At 62.1% G+C, this 19,526-nt stretch carries 15 protein-coding genes; 8 read left to right on the plus strand and 7 right to left on the minus strand.

The genetic code is table 11. The annotated features are described in order from the left end of the window. Window positions 1-46 precede the first annotated feature (46 nt). A complete protein-coding gene (locus J9870_RS17600) occupies window positions 47-1,108 on the plus strand; it encodes a M4 family metallopeptidase (protein ID WP_210639258.1) in 1,062 nt (353 codons plus the stop codon). Beyond that, window positions 1,108-1,431, plus strand: a complete 324-nt coding sequence (locus J9870_RS17605; protein ID WP_210639259.1) for a protealysin inhibitor emfourin — start codon at window positions 1,108-1,110, stop codon at window positions 1,429-1,431. Before J9870_RS17600 ends, J9870_RS17605 begins: the two co-directional genes overlap by 1 nt. A 4-nt stretch (window positions 1,432-1,435) precedes the next feature. Here J9870_RS17605 and J9870_RS17610 read toward each other — a convergent pair whose 3' ends face one another. Further along, window positions 1,436-1,744, minus strand: a complete 309-nt coding sequence (locus J9870_RS17610) for an RcnB family protein (protein ID WP_210639260.1) — start codon at window positions 1,742-1,744, stop codon at window positions 1,436-1,438. A gap of 157 nt (window positions 1,745-1,901) precedes the next feature. Between J9870_RS17610 and J9870_RS17615 the strand changes: the two genes are divergently transcribed. Next, on the plus strand, window positions 1,902-3,002 hold the full coding sequence (locus J9870_RS17615; protein ID WP_210639261.1) for a DNA alkylation repair protein: 1,101 nt from the start codon (window positions 1,902-1,904) through the stop codon (window positions 3,000-3,002). A gap of 6 nt (window positions 3,003-3,008) precedes the next feature. Here the strand turns inward: J9870_RS17615 and J9870_RS17620 are convergent, their stop codons facing one another. Continuing rightward, complete coding sequence (locus J9870_RS17620) at window positions 3,009-5,087, minus strand: EAL domain-containing protein (RefSeq protein ID WP_210639262.1); 2,079 nt, start codon at window positions 5,085-5,087, stop codon at window positions 3,009-3,011. A 501-nt stretch (window positions 5,088-5,588) separates the two neighbouring features. Here J9870_RS17620 and J9870_RS17625 point away from each other — a divergent pair. From J9870_RS17625 to J9870_RS17635, 3 genes are all read left to right on the plus strand, one after another. Next, a complete protein-coding gene (locus J9870_RS17625) occupies window positions 5,589-6,551 on the plus strand; it encodes a transposase (RefSeq protein ID WP_210639263.1) in 963 nt (320 codons plus the stop codon). Window positions 6,552-6,727: 176 nt separating this feature from the next. Then, on the plus strand, window positions 6,728-7,381 hold the full coding sequence (pncA, locus tag J9870_RS17630) for a bifunctional nicotinamidase/pyrazinamidase (protein ID WP_210639264.1): 654 nt from the start codon (window positions 6,728-6,730) through the stop codon (window positions 7,379-7,381). Between the two features lie 41 nt (window positions 7,382-7,422). Next, window positions 7,423-8,064 carry a DUF1345 domain-containing protein gene (locus J9870_RS17635; protein ID WP_210639265.1) on the plus strand — a complete coding sequence of 214 codons (642 nt, stop codon included), beginning with the start codon at window positions 7,423-7,425 and terminating at the stop codon, window positions 8,062-8,064. Between the two features lie 84 nt (window positions 8,065-8,148). Here J9870_RS17635 and J9870_RS17640 read toward each other — a convergent pair whose 3' ends face one another. Beyond that, the gene (locus tag J9870_RS17640; protein WP_210639266.1) at window positions 8,149-9,450 is read right to left on the minus strand and encodes an ATP-binding protein; all 1,302 of its coding nucleotides are present in this window, start codon (window positions 9,448-9,450) and stop codon (window positions 8,149-8,151) included. A 3-nt stretch (window positions 9,451-9,453) separates the two neighbouring features. Continuing rightward, a complete protein-coding gene (locus J9870_RS17645; protein WP_210639267.1) occupies window positions 9,454-10,155 on the minus strand; it encodes a response regulator transcription factor in 702 nt (233 codons plus the stop codon). Window positions 10,156-10,421: 266 nt separating this feature from the next. Between J9870_RS17645 and J9870_RS17650 the strand changes: the two genes are divergently transcribed. Both J9870_RS17650 and J9870_RS17655 read left to right on the plus strand, forming a co-directional pair. Then, window positions 10,422-11,579 carry an efflux RND transporter periplasmic adaptor subunit gene (locus J9870_RS17650; protein ID WP_210639268.1) on the plus strand — a complete coding sequence of 386 codons (1,158 nt, stop codon included), beginning with the start codon at window positions 10,422-10,424 and terminating at the stop codon, window positions 11,577-11,579. 14 nt (window positions 11,580-11,593) lie between these two features. Continuing rightward, on the plus strand, window positions 11,594-14,692 hold the full coding sequence (locus tag J9870_RS17655; RefSeq protein WP_210639269.1) for an efflux RND transporter permease subunit: 3,099 nt from the start codon (window positions 11,594-11,596) through the stop codon (window positions 14,690-14,692). Between the two features lie 187 nt (window positions 14,693-14,879). Here J9870_RS17655 and J9870_RS17660 read toward each other — a convergent pair whose 3' ends face one another. The 3 genes from J9870_RS17660 to J9870_RS17670 form a co-directional block, all read right to left on the minus strand. Continuing rightward, entirely contained in the window at window positions 14,880-16,067 is a 1,188-nt protein-coding gene (locus J9870_RS17660) for an aminotransferase class I/II-fold pyridoxal phosphate-dependent enzyme (RefSeq protein ID WP_210639270.1), read from the minus strand. Between the two features lie 42 nt (window positions 16,068-16,109). Beyond that, window positions 16,110-17,735, minus strand: a complete 1,626-nt coding sequence (locus tag J9870_RS17665; RefSeq protein WP_210639271.1) for a methyl-accepting chemotaxis protein — start codon at window positions 17,733-17,735, stop codon at window positions 16,110-16,112. A gap of 359 nt (window positions 17,736-18,094) precedes the next feature. Beyond that, a complete protein-coding gene (locus J9870_RS17670) occupies window positions 18,095-19,231 on the minus strand; it encodes a glycerate kinase (RefSeq protein ID WP_210639272.1) in 1,137 nt (378 codons plus the stop codon). Window positions 19,232-19,526 lie beyond the last annotated feature (295 nt).

Raw genomic sequence — 19,526 nt, forward strand, 5'->3', positions numbered from 1 at the left:
CGGTTCACATGGATATCGACCCTGCCTTTCAGATAAGGATGTTCTGATGATCGACTCTCGCCCGCACCACGGTTTCATCCCTCCCTATATCCTCAATCGAATCATCGCCCACGGCTCCGAACAGCAACGCTCCAAGGCCCTTGGTACCCTGACCCACGTGCGCAGCCTGCGACACAACCCCGGCCCGCCCGGTAACCTTCCCGCCGCGGCGAAACTGGCCAAGCCAGGCAAGGCCGGGCAACCACGACGCAGCGTGCATGACGCACAAAACAACATGGAACTACCCGGCCAGCCGATACGCCTGGAAGGCCAACCGGCCAGCGGCGACCCGGCCGTGGACGAGGCCTACGATGCCCTGGGCGCCACCTACGATTTTTTCTGGAAGGTCCTGGGGCGCGACTCCATCGACAACAAAGGCTTCGCCCTGGTGGGCAGCGTGCATTATGGCCAGGGCTACGAAAACGCGTTCTGGAACGGCGCGCAGATGGTGTTCGGCGACGGTGACGGCGAAATCTTCCAGCGCTTCACCCGCTCCCTGGACGTCGTGGCCCATGAACTGGCCCATGGCGTCACCGAAAGCGAAGCCGGGTTGATCTATGCCAACCAGTCCGGGGCCTTGAACGAGTCCATCTCCGATGTATTCGGCGTGCTGGTCAAACAGTTCGTACTCGAACAGACCGCCGACCAGGCGGACTGGCTGATTGGCGCCGACCTGCTCACCGACAAGATCAACGGTGACGGCCTGCGCAGCATGTCCAACCCTGGCACCGCCTACAATGACCCGATGCTGGGCAAGGACCCACAACCGGCGCACATGCGCGAATTCGTCATTACTCGCGAAGACAACGGCGGCGTGCACATCAATTCCGGCATTCCCAACCGCGCCTTTTATCTGGTGGCCACCGCGCTGGGCGGATTTGCCTGGGAAAAGGCTGGCCGGATCTGGTATGACACCTTGTGCGACCGAAAACTGGCCAACGATGCGTCCTTCAGCGCTTTCGCCCGCCTGACCGTCGAGCATGCCCGCCAGCTTTTCGGCCAACGGGAGGTGCAAGCGGTGCAGGACGGCTGGGCTCAGGTCGGCGTCGACCTGACAGAGGAAAGCTGATGAAAACCCTTCCGACTCTCGACGATAAGGCGGTGGTCAAGCTATCACGCCAGGGCGGTGTGGCGGCCATCCAGGCCTTGACCCGCCCCCGGGAAATCGAGTTCGCCCAGTGCGACCTCGACCAGCGCACGCGCATCTGCTCGCTGCTCGAAGGTTGTCTGCCACTGACTTCGTCCACGCCTGGCCGGGGCGACCAACGTTTTTTCCAGATCGAGGTGCGTTATCGCACCAACGACCAGGATGACGAAATGGTGTTGCAGGTGCCTGAGGACCAGGCACCTGGCGAACTGGTTCGCCTGTGGGACAAGGGCGAAGTGACCTGAGGACTTAACGTGTGGCCGGAACAATCTTGACGATTGCGCCGGACACGGTTTCGATCAGCAAGTACTTGTCGTCGATATGCACCCATTGCTGTTCTTGTGTCGGCTGTTCGAGTTTCTTCTGTTTCCAGTCTTTCATGGCCCTGTCCGCACGCTGGTAGTCCGCCGGTACTCGGTCGTTTTCCACCAGCCGGCGGCCATTGCTCGGCGAATGCTCCAGGGCGTCTCCAGTCTTCTCGACCGCTTGCGCAACAGGCCCAAAGGCTCCGAGGCCGGCGATCAGGACCAGGCTGGCGATCAGGGTTGGTTTGCGCATAGAAAAAACTCCAGTTATTCAAGGGACTGAATCTGGGACTTCGCCGGCGGCGAATCATTCCCTTTACTGCTGCGACTGGAAGCTGAGAGCCTCGCCACAGGTCGTGCATGGCATAGTGACAGGCCTGAAACTACAACACCCGCCGGACGGACCCACCATGAGCACCACCGCCTCTTCCCCTGCCCTCAAGGAAATCTTCAACAGCGCCCGTCTGGAGCACATCGCCAGCGAAATGCTCGTGGTGTATCCGGCATTCGACGCCAAGGCCTTCTTGCACATGGCCAACGAGGGGCTGGCCGAGTTGTCGGTGATGCAGCGCATGGCACGGGTCAGTGAATGCCTGCATGCCGTGCTACCCCTGGATTACGAAGCGTCTCTGGAGCTGCTGCGTGATCTGGCGCCGCGCCTCAACAGCATGTTCGTCAGCATGTTCCTGCCGCACTATGTGGCGTCTTACGGCCGGCACGCCTTCGACCTTTCCATGGACGCGCTCAAGTACTTCACCCGGTTCGGCTCGTCGGAGTTCGCGGTGCGGCACTTCCTGCGCGACGACCTGGCGCGCACCCTCAAGGTCATGCACGACTGGGCACTGGATACCAACGAGCACGTACGGCGCCTGGCCAGCGAAGGCAGTCGGCCGCGCTTGCCGTGGTCGTTCCACCTCGAGCCGATCCAGGCCAACCCCGACCTGGCGGCCGCGATCCTCGACGCCCTCAAGACCGACGACAGCCTCTATGTGCGCAAGTCCGTGGCCAACCACCTCAACGACGTCACCAAGCAGCATCCGGACTGGGTGCTGAACCAGATCGAAAGCTGGCCACTGCAAAACCGCCACACCGCATGGATAGCCCGGCATGCCCTGCGCAGCCTGATCAAACAAGGCCATCCCCGGGCGCTGGCAGTCATCGGTGTGGGTGGTAAGGCCCAGGTCGAAATCCTGGACCTGAAGGTGACGCCAGCGGTCATTCGCCTGGGCGAACAGATCAGCCTGTCCTTCAAGGTGCAATCGACCCTCGGGCAGAGCCAGCGCCTGGTGATCGATTACGCGATCGATTACGTGAAAGCCTCGGGCGGCACCTCGGCCAAGGTCTTCAAGCTCCAGACCTTCGACCTGCCTGCCCACGGGTGCGCCAGCCTCAGCCGTTCACAACACATTCGCGAGCTGACCACTCGCCGGCACTATGCAGGCCGGCATGTGGTGCATTTGCTGGTCAATGGCGAGCGACTGGGCAGCACAGCGTTCGACATCGCGCCTTGAAGCCGCTCAGACCACCGCCACGCGTTGCGCCTTGCGGATGTCTTGGATGAAGCGTTCTGCCGGCAACGGGTGGCCCAGCAGATAACCCTGCAGCGAATCGCAGCCCAGTTGGGTCAGGAAGTCTTGTTGCACATCGGTCTCTACGCCTTCGGCGACGATGCGCAGGCCCAGGGCCTGGCCGAGGGCGACGATGGCCGAGACAATGGCTGCGTCATCGCTGTCGTGCTCCAGGTCGCGCACGAAGCCGCGATCGATTTTCAGCTCGTTGGCCGGCAGGCGCTTGAGGTACATCAGGCTCGAATAGCCCGTGCCAAAGTCGTCGATGGACAGGTCAACCCCCATGTCCGAAAGCTGTTGCAGCACCGTCATGCTTGCGTCCGCATCGCTCATGGCGGTGGTTTCGGTGATTTCCAGGGTCAAACTGTTGGCCGGCAATTTATGGGTTTCCAACGCCTTGGCCACGCTCTGCACCAGGCCCGTATGGCAAAACTGCAAGGCCGACAGGTTCACCGCAATGCGCCAATCGGTATAACCGAGCACGTACCATTCGCGCATCTGGCGACAGGCCTCGTTCAGTACCCATTCGCCGATGGGAATGATCAGCCCGGTCTTTTCCGCCAGGTCGATAAAGGTGTCGGGCATCAACAGGCCCTGCGTCGGATGGTTCCAGCGCAACAACGCCTCGGCGCCGACCGGCCGGCCGTTGGCGGCGTCGAACTTGGGCTGGTAGTACAGGCTGAACTGCCGCTGCTCTACGGCGATGCGCAGGTCTTGCAACAACTGCAATTGCTTGCGCGCGTTGCTGTTCATCGAGGCATCGAAAAAGCTGTAGCCGTTTTTGCCGGCGCCTTTGGCGTGGTACATCGCCGCGTCGGCATTCATCAGCAACTCATCGGCGCTTTGGCCGTTGCCTGGATACAACGCGATGCCGACACTGGCGGATATCTGCAGGTCGTGGTCGGCGACCCGGAAGGTGCGCGCGATCAACCCGACCTGGCGTGCCGCCAGTCGCAAGGCATCGTCGGGCTCGGCCAGTTGCACCAGCAGCACGAACTCATCACCGCCGATCCGCGCCAGGGTGTCCTGGCTGCGCAGGTCTTCGCGCAGGCGCAGGGCCACGTCCCGCAACAACATATCGCCCATGTGGTGACCAAAGGCATCGTTGACCGGTTTGAAGCCATCCAGGTCGATGAACATCAAAGCGAAACAACCGCCCTGCTCTTGCACAAGGTGCATGGCCTGGTCGATACGATCGGCCAGCAGTACGCGGTTGGGCAACGCGGTGAGAGGGTCGTGCAGGGCCAATTGGGTCAGTTCCCGATTAGCCTGGGTCAACGATTGGGCCAGCTCTGCGGTACGGGCTTCCAGGCGCGCGTCGAGAATCGAGGTCAGCAAGGCAATGGCCAGCACCGCCAGGGTGGTGATCAGCACCAGGTTGTCCAGGCCCTTGCCGCTCAAGCCATCCAGGGAGCCGCAGAAGCTGCCCTCGTTGAACCGTGCCCCGGCCATGCCGGTGTAGTGCATGCCGACGATGGCGATGCCCATGACCACCGCGGCTCCAGCGCGAGCCATGCGCACATGGGGAGAATTGTGGCGCAGGCGAAAAGCGATCCACAGTGCCGCCGCCGACGCGCCAACGGCAATCACCAACGAAGCGCCGAACAGCGTCGGGTCATAGTCGATGCCCGGTTGCATCTGCAGCGCGGCCATGCCGGTGTAATGCATGGCACTGATGCCCGCGCCCATGATCAGCGCGCCAAACGCCAACTGCCAGGCCGGCAGCCGCGGCTGGCTGACCAGCCACAGGGCAAAACCGCAGGAAAGAATGGCGATCAGCAGCGACAGCGCGGTGATTCGCACGTCGTAGCCAAGCTCCACCGGCAAGGTGAACGCGAGCATGCCGATGAAATGCATGGACCAGACGCCCACGCCCATCGCCAATGCCCCTCCAGCCATCCATAAATGGGCCGCACGCCCCCGAGTGGTGGCGATACGCCCGGTCAGGTCCAGGGCTGTGTAGGACGCCAATACCGCTACAAACAGGGAAATAGAAACTAAGGCAGGGGAATAACTACCAATGAGCATGGTTTTTTTCTCGATACTGCAAAGCCGAACTGCTTCCATGCCCGGTTGAAAGCCGGCGATTGTACGCAATCGTATCGCCGGCGCACGGGCCAAATGTCAAAAAGCCATCAAACCTGGAACATTTTCGACGAAAGACATTTTGCCCATTGGCAAAAGTGAAAACAGCTCTCACATCGTCCCAAGAGTCCACAAAAACCACGTCCGTCACAAATCCTCTGTGGGAGCGGGCTTGCTCGCGATAACGGTGTGTCAGCCAACATCAATATCGACTGACCTGCCGTCTTCGCGAGCAAGCTCGCTTGTATGTTTAGACTTGAAGGGGTGGGCGGGACTAAAAGCTCGATTCCGACTCTAGCCAGTACGGACCGTGGGAGACTTCTCGTTCCGCCCTTTCTACCTAAAGCGCCGATAAGGAATTCATCGGTAAAACCGACGATAGAGGCAAGCCAGCGCAAAGGTAGACCCCGACAAGCACCTAAACCCTAGCTCCGAGGATTCGTCATGACAATCCTTAACTCACCAACGGTTATTGGTATCGATGTAGCGAAGGCCGAAATCGTCGTTTACCGCGAAGACCTGAAAATCACTCAAGCCATCGCCAACAATCGAGAAGCTCTTGGCCGGTGGCTCAAAACGCTACCAGCCCAAAGCTCGATTGCGCTGGAAGCCACCAGTTTTTATCACCTGGACACAGCTGAGCTGGCCCATGGAATGGGGTTTCATGTTTACGTTGTGGATCCTTATCGGGTGGCCCATTACCGTGAAAGTATTGGGCTGCGGGCTAAAACTGATCCTTGTGATGCGCGTTTGCTGGCTCGTTATCTAACGAACGAGCAAGCAAGGCTGCGTATCTGGAGCCCACCTCCAGAAGCCTACAAAGTGTTAAAAAACCTGCTTAGAAAACGTGCGGCACTCATCAAGGCCCGCGTCAGTATCGTGCTGAGTTTTTCGAACGAACCGTGCCTAAAGGACATCTTGGCCCGGCAGTTGGAGGTCTTCAAAGAGTCCGATCAGGCCATTCAGAAGCTAATGCGTGAGGCCAGCCAAGCGGTAGGGATCACTGAAAACATCAACCGCTGCAAAGCCATTGAAGGGATTGGTGAACTGACGGCCATTGGCTTGGCGACCGCATTCATGCGCGGTCACTTTGTCAGTGGCGATGCATTCATTGCTTTCTTGGGGATGGATTTGCGTCCAAAAGACTCAGGGAAGAAGCACAGTCCTCGTCACTTGAGCAAAAAAGGGGACGGGGAGCTACGACGCCTGGCGCACAACGCCGCGATGGCGGCCTGTCGGTCTCCTGCCTGGAAACCTTACTATGAGGCCTTCTTGGCACGAGGCCTGGCCAGAACTCAGGCCTTGGTTATCCTCGCCCGCAAGTTGTGTCGGGTAGCATTCGCCCTGATGAAAAATCAGAGCGAATACCAACCAAATTCACGGTTGCAGGGTTCCCCTGCAACATAGAATCTCCCACATTTTTTTCCAGGGTGTCCACAAGAACCATGTCCGTCGCCAGTCCCTCTGTGGGAGCGAGCTTGCTCGCGATAGCGGTGTGTCAGTGCGCGAAAATTCCGGATCCAAAAAACCCAACTCGAACCGTTCGGCTAATATCGAAGCACCACTTCAAGGAGGATTTATCCATGCCTGCTCCAGCCACCCGGGCTTCGACCACTGCCCTATTGGTGATCGACGTACAGAACGACTTCATCCCCGGCGGCCAGTTGGCCGTGCCGGGGGGCGATGAGATCGTGCCGTTGATCAACCAACTGGGCCGTTCATTCAAACAGGTCATCCTCGCCCAGGACTGGCACCCGACCAAGCATGCGTCGTTTGCTTCCAGCCATCCAGGCAAGCAACCCTTCGACATCGTCCAATTGCCATACGGCGAGCAGAAACTCTGGCCCGACCACTGCATCCAGGGCAGCCGAGGCGCCGAATTCCACCCGATGCTGGAACTGACCCACGCCCAACTGATCATTCGCAAGGGCTGCAACCCGGACATCGACAGTTATTCGGCCTTCATGGAAGCCGACCGCCAGACCACGACCGGGTTGGCAGGTTACCTGAAGGAGCGCGGTATCGACACGGTATACCTGGTAGGCCTGGCCCTGGATTTTTGTGTCATGTTCTCGGCGCTGGATGCCCGGGCGGCGGGGTTCAATGCCATTGTGCTGCTCGACGCCTGCCGGGGCATCGATAGCGAAGGCTCGATGGACACCGCGATCCGCAGAATGCAGACCGCGGGGGTGGAGTTGGTTCAATCCACAGCGATAACCGGCCGGTCCTTTGCCTGATGGCTCATACTCAGCGGCCCCTTTTCGAACAGTGAGCCTCCATGCCTTTCCTCGCCCGCACCCACCCGCGTCTTTCCAGCGCCACGGTCCTTGGCCTGGCGGTGGGCCTGCTGGTTCCCGTGGACTCGATCATCAGCAAAATCCTGATCGGTTGGAACACCGGGGTCTGGACCTACCTGGTGCTGATGTCTTGGCTGACCGTGCGGGCCAAGGCGCCGGACGTCAAGCGTATCGCCGAGATCGAAGACGAAAACGCCGGGTTGGTCCTGCTGGTCGTCTGCATCGCGGCATTGGCCAGCCTGGCGACCATCACCTTCGAACTGGCGGGCAGCCGCGATCTGCAAACCGCTGGCAAGCTGCTGCACTACGGCTTCACGGCGATGACCGTGATCGGTTCCTGGTTACTGATCGGCGTGATCTTCAGCGTTCACTATGCGCGGTTGTATTACACCTGGGAGGGCAAGGAGCCAGCGCTGCGATTTGCCGAAGGGCTGACCACGCCCAACTATTGGGATTTCCTGTATTTCTCGTTCACCATCGGGGTCGCGGTGCAGACCTCGGACGTGGGCGTTGCCACGCGACAGTTACGCAAGATCGTGCTCGCGCAATCGTTGATCGGGTTTGTGTTCAATACGGCGATTCTGGGGTTTTCAATCAATATTGCGGCGGGGTTGTTCGGGTGAGATCCATTGGGGCCGCTTCGCGGCCCAGCGCGAGCAAGCTCCCTCGCCACAGAGTCAGCTTCAAGCGACACAGGGTGAACAATTTCAGGACGGTGTTGGCAGCCACAACCTGAAGCGCGCCCCGCCCAGCGGCGAGGCTTCGACCGTCAGGGTGCCGCCCTGGGCTTCCAGGGCGCGGCGGCTGATGGCCAGGCCCAGGCCAAAACCGCCCGTGGCGCGGTCACGACTGCGGTCCAGGCGGTAGAACGGTTCGAACACGCGCTCGCGTTCGCTGTCGGGAATCCCGATGCCGTCGTCGTCGACCCAGATTTCGCAGCCGTGATCACTGACCAGCACCCCAACCTGGATCCGCCTCTCGCAATACCGCATGGCATTGCGCAGCAGGTTCTGCAATGCCCGTGCAGTCAGACGCGGGTCCAGCACGAAACGCTCCAGCGTGCCATGCAACAGCACATCGATCACCACGTCCGGCGCCGCCAGGTCCTCGTCGACGCTGCCCAGGATACTGTCGATGAATTCGTCCAAAGGCACTTCGACCCGCTCGGGTAGACGCTCAGGGTTCTGCAAACGGCTGTAGGACAGCAACTCCAGCACCAACTCATCCAATTCGCGGATGTGTGCCACCAACCCTTGCAGGCGTTCGCGACTGGCCGGCGGCAGATCATCGGACAGGGCCAGGGCCAGGCCGAAGTCGAGCCGGGTCAATGGTGTGCGCAGTTCGTGGGACACCGCGTTGAGCAGATCGCGCTGCTGGTTGAGCAGGCTCTCGATGTCGCCGGCCATCGTATCGAACACATGGGCCAGGCTGCCGATATTCGAGCTGGAGGCGATGTGCGTGCGTTCGCTCAAATGGCCCTTGCCGAAGCGCTCTGCGGTGCTTCTGAGGCGTTCCAGATCGCGCCAGTGCGGTCGTAGCCAAAGCAGCAGGCAGGCGAGCATCGTCGCGCCGATCAGGACGTTGATGCTCCAGTACAGCCAACTGACGTCCGCCGGGTCCGGAGGCACGATCATCTTGACCGCCGTGTGCTCATCCAGCGGCGCGGCCGTCAGGGTGCGCCAAGCCCATTCCCCCAGGCGCACCACGTTCTCACCGCGTTTGAGACGGGCCTGTTCGTCGGGGCTGAAATCCTTATCCTCGACGGCGGCCAGTTCGATGCGCAACGGCTCGAACTCCTTGTCCATCTGCGCCGCCAGCGCCGGCCACTGCGCGCTGGGCACGGCGCGAAACTGCTTGACCATCAAGGTTTGCAGGCCACGGGAGTGATCGAGGTTGTAAGTCACAAAGCGCTCATGGAACAGGCGAATCACCAGTTCCGGCATCAGGTAGATCGCCGCGCTGTAGGACACGATGGTGACCAGGTAGAGACGAATCAGCAGCTTCCACATCGCTCAGCATTCCCACTCGGAACGGCTGAACAGATAGCCCTTGCCCCACACCGTCTTGATCTTGCGCGCTTCGCCGGCGTTATCGTCGAACTTGCGCCGCAGCTTGGAAATCGCCACGTCCACCGAGCGGTCGGTGCCGTTGAATTCGATGCCCCGCAGGCGTTGCAGGATCTGGTCGCGGCTCAGCACTTCGCCGGAATGCCGGGCCAGCACCACCAGCAGGTTGTATTCGCCGCTGGACAACTCCACCGGCTGCCCGCGCCAGGTCACGGTGCGCTCGGACAGGTCGATGCACAGGTTGCCCATGAGGATGCGGTCATTGGCCGTCTGCGGTTCGCTCAGGCTGCTGCGCCGCAACAGGGTGCGCACCCGTGCCAGCAGCACCCGGGGCTCGCAAGGCTTGGTGACGTAGTCGTCGGCGCCCATCTCCAGGCCCAGCACCTGGTCGTGGCTGTCGTCCCGGGCGGTGAGCATCAGGATCGGCAGGGTCGCCGAATCGGCCCGCAGCAAACGGCAGACCTGCAAACCGTCCAGCCCCGGCAGCATCAAGTCGAGGATCACCAGGTCCGGCGGATCGACCCGGGCCCGCTCGCGCACATGATCGCCACGGCTGAGCACACTGACCTGATAGCCGTTGCGTTCCAGGTAACTGGCGATCAGTTCAGAGAGTGCGGAATCGTCTTCCACCAGGAGGATGTTGGGCATGGGTGTTTCCAGAAAGTGCTGGGGCGCCTGGCAGGACCTCCTCGCGAGCAAGCTCGCTCCCACAGGATTCGCGTGACCGTTGTGGGAGCGAGCTTGCTCGCGATAGCGGTATCCCAAGCACAGAAATTCTCAAGCTGCCAAGGATATACGCCCTCACCCACCCACGAGCAAACCCCTTACACAATTTCACATACCCCCTACAAAGCTTTACCGTTGTCGACGCTCGCCCCCCGTAGCATGGCAACGCTCATTATTGGGGAAGCACCATGCCAAGAAACCTTTTCGCCACCCTGGGCCTGCTGCTCGGGGCGCTGCTGTTGAGCGCCTGCGATTCATCCTCAGGCCCCAAGGATGAAACGCCGCTGGTCTCCGTGGCCGTCGAGACCATCGAGGCCCGGCCGCTGTCCATCAGCAGCGAACTGAGCGGGCGCATTGCCGCGCCGCGAATCGCCGAAGTCCGCGCGCGGGTGCCCGGTGTGGTGTTGCAGCGGCTCTTTCGCGAAGGCAGCGATGTGAAAAAAGGCGATGTGCTGTTTCGCATCGACCCGGCGCCATTCAAGGCCGACCTGGACAGCGCCGAAGCGGCACTGCGCAAAGCCGAGGCCAACTTATTCCAGGCCCGCTTGCAGGAGCGGCGTTACTCGCAACTGGTCGACGGCAACGCCATCAGTGGCCAGGACTACGACAACGCCCGCGCCGCCGTGCGCCAGAGCGCCGCCGATGTCGCCGCCAACAAAGCCGCCGTGGAACGGGCCCGGCTGAACCTGGGTTATGCCACCGTCACGGCACCGATCGCCGGGCGCATCGGCCGGGCACTGGTGACCGAAGGCGCCCTGGTGGGGCAGAACGAAACCACGCCGCTGGCCCTGATCCAGCAATTGAACCCGATCCATGCCGACCTCACGCAATCGACCCGCGAGCTCAACGAGCTGCGCCGTGCCCTGCGCTCCGGGCAGTTGGAGAAGGTCGGCCAGGACCAGGCAAAAGCCACGTTGATCCAGGATGACGGCAGCCTCTACCCGTTACCGGGCAAACTGCTGTTCACCGACATCAGCGTCGACCCGGGCACTGGCCAGATCACCCTGCGCAGCGAGTTTCCCAACCCCGACCTCGACCTGCTGCCGGGCAGCTTCGTGCGCGTGCGCCTGGAGCAGGCCTTCGACCGGCAAGGCATCAGCGTGCCGCAACGGGCGATCCAGCGTGACAGCTCCGGCGTAGCCCAGGTATTGCTGCTCGACGGGCAGCAGCAGGTTCACGTGCAACCGGTGGAGCTGGGCGCCGTGCAAAACGACCGCTGGATCGTCACCCATGGCCTCAAGCCCGGCGACCGCATCGTCGTGCAAGGCCTGCAACACGCCCGGCCCGGTGAAAAAGTCCGGATCGACGATTCCCCTCTTCCACTTGCCCAGGTACCTGGTCAGTAAGCAGGACGTTTGCCATGCCGCAGTTCTTTATCGACCGCCCGGTGTTCGCCTGGGTGGTCGCGTTGTTCATCCTGTTGGCCGGTGTGCTGGCCCTGCCACAACTGCCAGTGGCGCAATACCCCGATGTCGCGCCGCCGCAGATCGAGATCTATGCCGTATACCCGGGCGCTTCGGCGCAGACCGTGGACGAAAGCGTGGTCAGCCTGATCGAAGAAGAACTCAACGGCGCCGACAACCTGCTGTACTTCGGTTCCCAGAGCAGCCTGGGCAGCGCGACCATCACCGCGACGTTCCAACCCGGCACCAACCCGGAATTGGCCCAGGTCGACGTGCAGAACCGCCTCAAGGCCGTGGAGTCGCGCTTACCGCAAGCGGTCACCCAACAAGGTTTGCAGGTAGATAAGGTCTCGGCCGGTTTCCTGCTGCTGATCACCCTCACTTCCAGCGACGGCAAGCTCGACGATGTGGCCCTCAGCGACTACCTGGCGCGCAACGTGATGAACGAGATCAAGCGTCTGGACGGAGTCGGCAAGGCCCAGCTATACGGCGCCGAGCGAGCGATGCGGATCTGGATCGACCCGCAGAAGCTGATCGGCTTCAACCTCACCCCAGCCGACGTCAATGCCGCCATCGTGGCGCAGAACGCCCAGGTCTCGGCCGGCAGCATCGGCGACTTGCCGACGCGAACCACTCAGGAAATCACCGCGACCATCCTGGTCAAGGGCCAACTGTCGACCCCCGAAGAGTTCGCCGACATCGTGCTCAAGGCCAACTCCAACGGCTCGACCGTACGCATCGGCGACGTGGCACGCGTGGAAATCGGCAGTCAGGAATACCAATTCTCCACCCGGCTCAATGGCAAGCCTTCCACCGCTGTCAGCGTGCAATTGTCGCCGGGGGCCAACGCCGTGAGCACGGCGACCCTGGTGCGGGCGAAGATGGACGAACTGGCGCGCTATTTCCCGGCTGGCGTGGCGTACAAGATCCCGTACGACACTTCGCCCTTCGTCAAAGTCTCCATCACCAAAGTGATCTATACCCTTGGCGAGGCAATGTTGCTGGTGTTTGCCGTGATGTTCCTGTTCCTGCAGAACATCCGCTACACCTTGATCCCGACCCTGGTGGTACCGGTGGCGCTGATGGGTACCTTCGCGACCATGCTTGCCCTGGGTTTCTCCATCAACGTGCTGACCATGTTCGGCATGGTCCTGGCCATCGGTATCCTGGTGGACGATGCCATCGTGGTGGTGGAAAACGTCGAGCGAATCATGGCCAGCGAAGGGCTATCGCCCAAGGAAGCGACGCGCAAGGCGATGCAGCAGATCAGCGGGGCGATCGTCGGCATCACCCTGGTGCTGGTGGCGGTGTTTATACCCATGGCGTTCATGCAGGGTTCGGTGGGCGTCATCTACCGGCAGTTCTCGCTGTCCATGGCCACCTCGATCCTGTTTTCAGCGTTCCTCGCGCTGACCCTGACGCCGGCCCTTTGCGCGACCTTGTTAAAGCCCATCGCCCAGGGCGAACACCACACGAAAAGCGGCTTCTTCGGCTGGTTCAATCGACGCTTCGATCAATTGGGCGATCGCTATCAGGGCTGGGTGGCCTATGCGCTCAAGCGCAGTGGTCGGTATCTGTTGATCTACGGCGTGCTGCTGGTGGGCATGGGCCTGCTGTTCAGTCGCTTGCCCTCCTCCTTCCTGCCGGTGGAAGACCAGGGCTACACCATCACCGACATTCAGTTGCCGCCTGGCGCGAGCAAGAACCGCACGGTGCAGGTGGTCGAGCAGATCGAAGCCCACAACGCCGGCGAGCCAGGGGTGGGCGACAGCACCGTGATCCTGGGCTTCAGCTTTTCCGGCAGCGGGCAGAACGCCGCGCTGGCGTTTACCACCCTCAAGGACTGGTCGGAGCGTGGCAGCGACGATTCGGCAAGCGCTATTGCCGACCGCGCCAACCAAGCCTTCAGCCAGATCAAGGATGCCATGGCCTTCGCCGTGCTTCCGCCGCCGGTGGATGGCCTGGGGACTTCCAGCGGTTTCGAGTTCCGCCTGCAGGATCGTGGCGGCCTCGGCCATGCCACGCTGATGCAGGCCCGCAGCGAGTTGCTCGCCGCGGCTGAAAAGAGCCCGGTGCTGATGAACGTGCGCGAAAGCGCCCTGGCCGAAGCGCCGCAGGTGCAATTGGAGGTCGATCGCAAGCAGGCCAATGCCCTGGGCGTGTCCTTTGCCGATGTTGGCAACGTCCTGGCCACCGCAGTGGGTTCGGCCTACATCAACGATTTCCCCAACCAGGGACGCATGCAGCGGGTGGTGGTCCAGGCCGAAGGCGACCAACGCAGCCAGGTGGCCGATCTGTTGAAGATGCATGTACGCAACGACGCCGGGAAAATGGTCCCGCTGTCAGCCTTCGTCCAGGCCAAGTGGACCCAGGGGCCGGCACAACTGACCCGTTACAACGGTTACCCGGCCATCAGTATTTCCGGTGAACCGGCGCCAGGCCACAGCACCGGCGAGGCCATGGCGGAGATCGAACGGCTGGTGGCCCAGGGGCCAGCGGGGCTGGGACAGGAATGGACCGGGCTGTCGTTGCAGGAGCGCCTGTCCGGCAGCCAGGCGCCGATCTTGCTGGGCCTGTCGTTGTTGGTGGTGTTCCTGTGCCTGGCGGCGTTGTACGAGAGCTGGGCGATCCCCACTTCGGTGCTGCTGGTGGTGCCACTGGGGGTACTCGGCGCGGTATTGGCAGTGTCGTTGCGCGGCATGCCCAATGATGTGTTCTTCAAGGTCGGGCTGGTCACCATCATCGGCCTGTCGGCCAAGAACGCGATCCTGATCATCGAGTTTGCCAAGAGCCTGCATGACCAGGGCCATGACCTGATCGAGGCAACGCTTGCGGCCGCACGCCTGCGCCTGCGCCCGATCATCATGACCTCCCTGGCCTTCATCCTCGGCGTGGTGCCGCTGGCCATCGCCACCGGAGCCAGCTCGGCGAGCCAACAAGCCATCGGTACCGGTGTGATCGGCGGGATGATTACCGCTACCTTGGCGGTGGTGTTCGTGCCGGTGTTTTTTGTGGTGGTGATGAAGCTCGTGCGCAGATTCGGCAAACACCACTGAAAACTGTGGGGGCGAGCTTGCTCGCTAAGGCGTCAGGTCAGTCAATATTGAGTTGGCTGACACACCGCTTTCGCGAGCAAGCTCGCTCCCACAGGGGATTTGTGCTGAACATGAACCTTGCGACCAGCACCGAAACACTGTGGGAACGAGCTTGCTCGCGATGGGGCCTTCGAATTCAGCCCGTTTCTCAAGCCCGTCGCTCCTGCAACAACCCCGCCGTGCACAAGGCAATCCGCTGGCAGGCATCTGCCAGTTTCACCTGGTCCACCACCAACCCGATGCGGATATGCCCCGCCGCACTTGGCCCGAATGCCTCGCCGGCCAGCACCGACACGCCATAACCGTCCAACAGTCGTTCGGCAAAGCCCTGGGCATCGAGGCCGGTCTGGCGCACGTCGACCATTACAAACATGCCGCCATCAGGTCGCACAGGCCGCAGGCCAGGACAAGCCTCCAGGGCCGCGCAGACCAGGTCCCGGCGCTGGCGATACTCCTCGTGCATCTGCGCCACTTCAGGCAAGTCCTGCTCCAGCGCTACCTGGGCGGCCCGTTGCACGAAGTCCGGCAATCCGAACAGCATGCACAGGGACAGGTTCGCCAGGTGCTCGGCCAAAGATTCGGGGCCGATGGCCCAACCAATGCGCCAACCGGTCATGGCATGGGATTTGGACAGGCTGTTGAGGGTCGCGGTGCGTTCGGCCATGCCCGGCAGGCTGGCGGGGCTGATGTGTTCGCCTTCGTACAGCAGGTCACTGTAGACCTCGTCACTGATCAGCCACAGGTCATGCTCGATGCACAACTGCGCCAGCGCTTGCCAGGTGGGTAACGACAGGCTGGCGCCGGAAGGATTGTTGGGGCTGTTGAGCAACATCGCCCGGGTACGCGGGGTAATCAGGCGAGCGACATCCGCCGGTTCGACCCGAAAGCCATTTTCCGGGCGCACCGCCACCGGCACCACTTTCGCCCCGCAGGCACCGAACACCGCTTCGTAGGTGACATACATCGGCTCGGCGACAATCACTTCATCACCGGGATCGAGCAGGCATTGCGCGACCGCATACACTGCGCACTGCGCCCCTGGCAGCACGGTGACATGCTCGGCGCCCACCGGCTGGCCACAGCGCCGACGATGACGCCGGGCGATGCTGGCGCGCAACGTGTACAGCCCACGGATATCCGAATAATGGGTTTCCCCGGCACGCAGGCTAGTCACCGCGGCATCCACGATGGCGCGCGGTGTGTCGAAGTCCGGGTCGCCCACCGATAACAACAGTACGTCCATGCCCTGCTCGCGCAGGGCCAGCGCCCGGTCGTGAATCTGCCAGGCGGCGGCGCCATCGCCGGTGATGCGTTGGGTCAAAGCTGAAAAGCGCATGTACGTCTCCTGATTGCGCGGTGTCCAGCCCACAACCCTATCTCAAATCACAAAGCGCGCCACCATCGCATTCAAACCCACCGCCAGGCGCGACAGTTCGTGGCTCGCGTCGCTGGTCTGTTGCGCGCCGCTGGCCGACTGGGTGGCCAGGTCGCGAATGTTCACCAGGTTGCGATCCACCTCGCGGGAGACCTGGGCCTGTTCTTCCGAGGCACTGGCGATGACCAGGTTGCGTTCGTTGATCTGGAGGATCGACTGGGTGATCTGCTCCAGGGCCACGCCGGCGGCCCGGGCCATTTCCAGGGTGCTTTGGGTGCGCTGGTTGCTCTGTTGCATCGATTGCACCGCTTGACCGGTACCGTTCTGGATGCCGGCAACCATTTTTTCGATTTCCTGGGTCGATTGCGCGGTGCGATGGGCCAAGGCCCGGACTTCGTCGGCCACCACCGCAAACCCTCGTCCGGCCTCCCCGGCACGGGCGGCTTCGATGGCGGCGTTGAGAGCCAGCAGGTTGGTCTGTTCGGCGATGGCGCGAATCACGTCCAGAACCTTGCCAATGTCACGCCCCTGGACCGCCAGGCCTTCGATCATCGAGGCGGTGGCCTGCACGTCGTGGGTCATGGTCTGGATCGCCTCGACGGTTTCCACCACCCGCGAGCGACCTTCCTGGGCCGCCTGGGTCGATTGGTTCGAGGCTTCGGAGGTAGACACTGCGTTACGGGCAACCTCCTCGACAGCGGCGGTCATTTCGTTGACGGCGGTGGCGGCCTGTTCGATTTCGTTGTGCTGCTGTCGCAGGCCACGGGAGGATTCCTGGGTGACTGCGCTCAGCTCTTCGGCCGCCGCCCCCAGTTGGGTGGCGGACCCGGCGATCTGCTCGATGGTCTGGCGCAGGCTGCCCTGCATGGCGGCCAGGGCCTGGAGCAACCGGGCAGGCTCATCCTTGCCATCGTCGGCAATGACCTGGACCAGGTTCCCACCGGCAATCGTCCGCGCCGCCTCCAGCGCCCGGTTGAGCGGTGTGACGATGCTGCGGGTCAGCAACAATGCCAACACGATGGTGGCCAATGCAGCGATGATCGAGACGATGATGATGCCGGTGATGGCGCTGTTGTAGTTCTCACCCGCCTTGGCCGATGCTTCGCCGGCGCCCGCCACGTTGATTGCGATGAGCTTGTTGAGCTGCTCACCCATCAGGTCGGTGCCTTCCTTGATGCGCGTATTGATGTGGGTGCGCAATTGGTCGACCTTATCCTGGCGCGACAGCTCCAACATTTCCTGCTGGGCTTGCAGGTATTTTTCCAGGGTCGCCGAAAAGACCTTGTATTGCTCGGCTTCTTCCGGGGTGGCCGGCAGCGCGGCGTAACCGCTATTGGCCTTGTGCAGTTTTTCCACCAGCACACCGATACGGGTCTCTGCCTCTTTCAGGCTGGCCGGATCGCGGTTGACCAAAATCCGAAACGAGAGAATGCGCATACGCAGAACGCTTTCCAGCACGTTGCCCAAGTAGCCGACGCTGGGCACTTGGTTCTGCTCCATATTCAACGAAGCCTGGCGGATGACTGACATGCGGCTGGCGGCGAACACCCCGAGGGCGACCACCAGCAAGGCAATGAAGGCGAAGCCGAGAAAGGCTCGTGGGGCGATATTCAGGCTACGTAGGGACATTGGAAGACCTCGCGACGATTGAGTCGAGCATCCATGCCATAAGCGCACTGGTTGAAATAATTGTCGGTACGCCTAACTCGTTATCGGCTGGGCTTTAGGCTTTTTACAGGGGGAATTGTAAAAATATTTCGCGAGGCTTTTGTGGCGAGGGGATTGATCGTTCCCACGCTCCTGCGTGGGAATGCATCCCGTGACGCTCTGCGTCACCTTCCAGAAGCGGAACGCGAAGCGTCCCTGGCGACATTCCCACGCAGGAGCGTGGGAACGATCGATATGTATTTTCAGCCTTAAAAATCACATAGTTGTGATTTGCTCCATGAGAGCTTGCTCCCTCGCCACGGGTACAATGCCGGACCGCTTTACCGGGCGGCCACCCGCCAAAGCCGGGCGATGTCCTGGGCTCGCTCACTCAGCAGGCGCGAGGCATCGGCACAGGCCTCTTGCAGCGTCATCGGCCCGCTGGCCAGGGCAAAGGCTGCGTCGATGCCGTGCTCGTACAGCGCCTGGTAGCCATCCCCCAGCGTGCCGGCGATGACCAGCACCGGTACGCCACGCTGGCGGGCAATGCGGGCCACGCCAAAGGGGGTTTTGCCACGCAGAGTTTGAGCGTCGAAACGGCCCTCGCCGGTAATCACCAGGTCTGCGCCGTCGATCGCCGCAGCCAGCCCGGTCAATTGGGCGACGACTTCCACGCCGGTACGAAATTGGGCACCCAGGAACGCCTTGGCCGTGAAGCCCAGGCCACCGGCGGCGCCGCTGCCCGGCTCGTCACGTACATCCTTGCCCAACGCCTGGGCACAGTGTTCGGCAAAATGCCCCAGGGCCCGGTCCAGTGCCTGCACCTGCTGGGCAGAGGCGCCCTTCTGCGGACCGAAGACCGCAGATGCGCCATGGGGCCCGCACAGCGGGTTATCGACATCGGCGGCGATCTCGAAACTGACCTGGGCCAGGCGCGGATCCAGACCGCTCAGGTCAATGCGCGCCAGGTTCGCCAACGCCAGGCCACCGGGTGGCAGCGGTTGCCCGTGGGCATCGAGCAATACCACGCCCAGGGCCTGCATCGCACCGCCACCGGCATCGTTGGTGGCGCTGCCGCCGATCGCCAGGATCACACGCCCGGCGCCCTCATCCAGGGCGGCGCGAATCAACTCGCCCGTGCCATAGGTGCTGCTGGAACAGGCATCGCGTTGCCCGGGTGGCACCAACTGCAAGCCACTGGCTTCGGCCATTTCGATGATCGCGGTACGGCTGTCGGGCAACCACCCCCAGCGCGCCTCGACGGCGACGCCCAGGGGGCCGCGGACCCGGGTGCGACGCCACTCACCGTTGCAGGCCGCCAACACCGATTCCACCGTCCCCTCCCCGCCATCGGCCATCGGGCACTTGATCAACTGCGCATCCGGCCAGACCTGGGCCAGCCCTTGGGCGATGGCATCGGCTACACCCTGGGCGCTGAGGCTGTCCTTGAACGAGTCGGGGGCGATGATTATTTTCATATTGTTCTCCGGTTCCGATCCACAGCATGCTGCCAGCTGACCGCAGCCATGACGCCGGTCCGCCGCACAAAAGACACCGGGCATTATTGTTCAATTTCACAAACATTGGTTTGACCGGAAGATTCAGGTCAAGGCTGCTGGCCTCATCGCGAGCACGCTCGCTCCCACAGCTGGCCTAGGGTGTACACAGATCCTCGGTTCACCACAACCCCATGTGGGAGCGAGCTTGCTCGCGATAGCGGTGTATCAGCCGACATCAATGTCGGCTGATCTGACGCCATCGCGAGCAAGCTCG

This window comes from Pseudomonas sp. Tri1 (assembly GCF_017968885.1).
GTDB lineage: Bacteria > Pseudomonadota > Gammaproteobacteria > Pseudomonadales > Pseudomonadaceae > Aquipseudomonas.

Coding starts and splice junctions, on each gene's coding strand:
- J9870_RS17600 (WP_210639258.1), top strand. CDS start 47: ATGATCGACTCTCGCCCGCACCACGGTTTCATCCCTCCCTATATCCTC.
- J9870_RS17605 (WP_210639259.1), top strand. CDS start 1,108: ATGAAAACCCTTCCGACTCTCGACGATAAGGCGGTGGTCAAGCTATCA.
- J9870_RS17610 (WP_210639260.1), bottom strand. CDS start 1,744: ATGCGCAAACCAACCCTGATCGCCAGCCTGGTCCTGATCGCCGGCCTC.
- J9870_RS17615 (WP_210639261.1), top strand. CDS start 1,902: ATGAGCACCACCGCCTCTTCCCCTGCCCTCAAGGAAATCTTCAACAGC.
- J9870_RS17620 (WP_210639262.1), bottom strand. CDS start 5,087: ATGCTCATTGGTAGTTATTCCCCTGCCTTAGTTTCTATTTCCCTGTTT.
- J9870_RS17625 (WP_210639263.1), top strand. CDS start 5,589: ATGACAATCCTTAACTCACCAACGGTTATTGGTATCGATGTAGCGAAG.
- pncA (WP_210639264.1), top strand. CDS start 6,728: ATGCCTGCTCCAGCCACCCGGGCTTCGACCACTGCCCTATTGGTGATC.
- J9870_RS17635 (WP_210639265.1), top strand. CDS start 7,423: ATGCCTTTCCTCGCCCGCACCCACCCGCGTCTTTCCAGCGCCACGGTC.
- J9870_RS17640 (WP_210639266.1), bottom strand. CDS start 9,450: ATGTGGAAGCTGCTGATTCGTCTCTACCTGGTCACCATCGTGTCCTAC.
- J9870_RS17645 (WP_210639267.1), bottom strand. CDS start 10,155: ATGCCCAACATCCTCCTGGTGGAAGACGATTCCGCACTCTCTGAACTG.
- J9870_RS17650 (WP_210639268.1), top strand. CDS start 10,422: ATGCCAAGAAACCTTTTCGCCACCCTGGGCCTGCTGCTCGGGGCGCTG.
- J9870_RS17655 (WP_210639269.1), top strand. CDS start 11,594: ATGCCGCAGTTCTTTATCGACCGCCCGGTGTTCGCCTGGGTGGTCGCG.
- J9870_RS17660 (WP_210639270.1), bottom strand. CDS start 16,067: ATGCGCTTTTCAGCTTTGACCCAACGCATCACCGGCGATGGCGCCGCC.
- J9870_RS17665 (WP_210639271.1), bottom strand. CDS start 17,735: ATGTCCCTACGTAGCCTGAATATCGCCCCACGAGCCTTTCTCGGCTTC.
- J9870_RS17670 (WP_210639272.1), bottom strand. CDS start 19,231: ATGAAAATAATCATCGCCCCCGACTCGTTCAAGGACAGCCTCAGCGCC.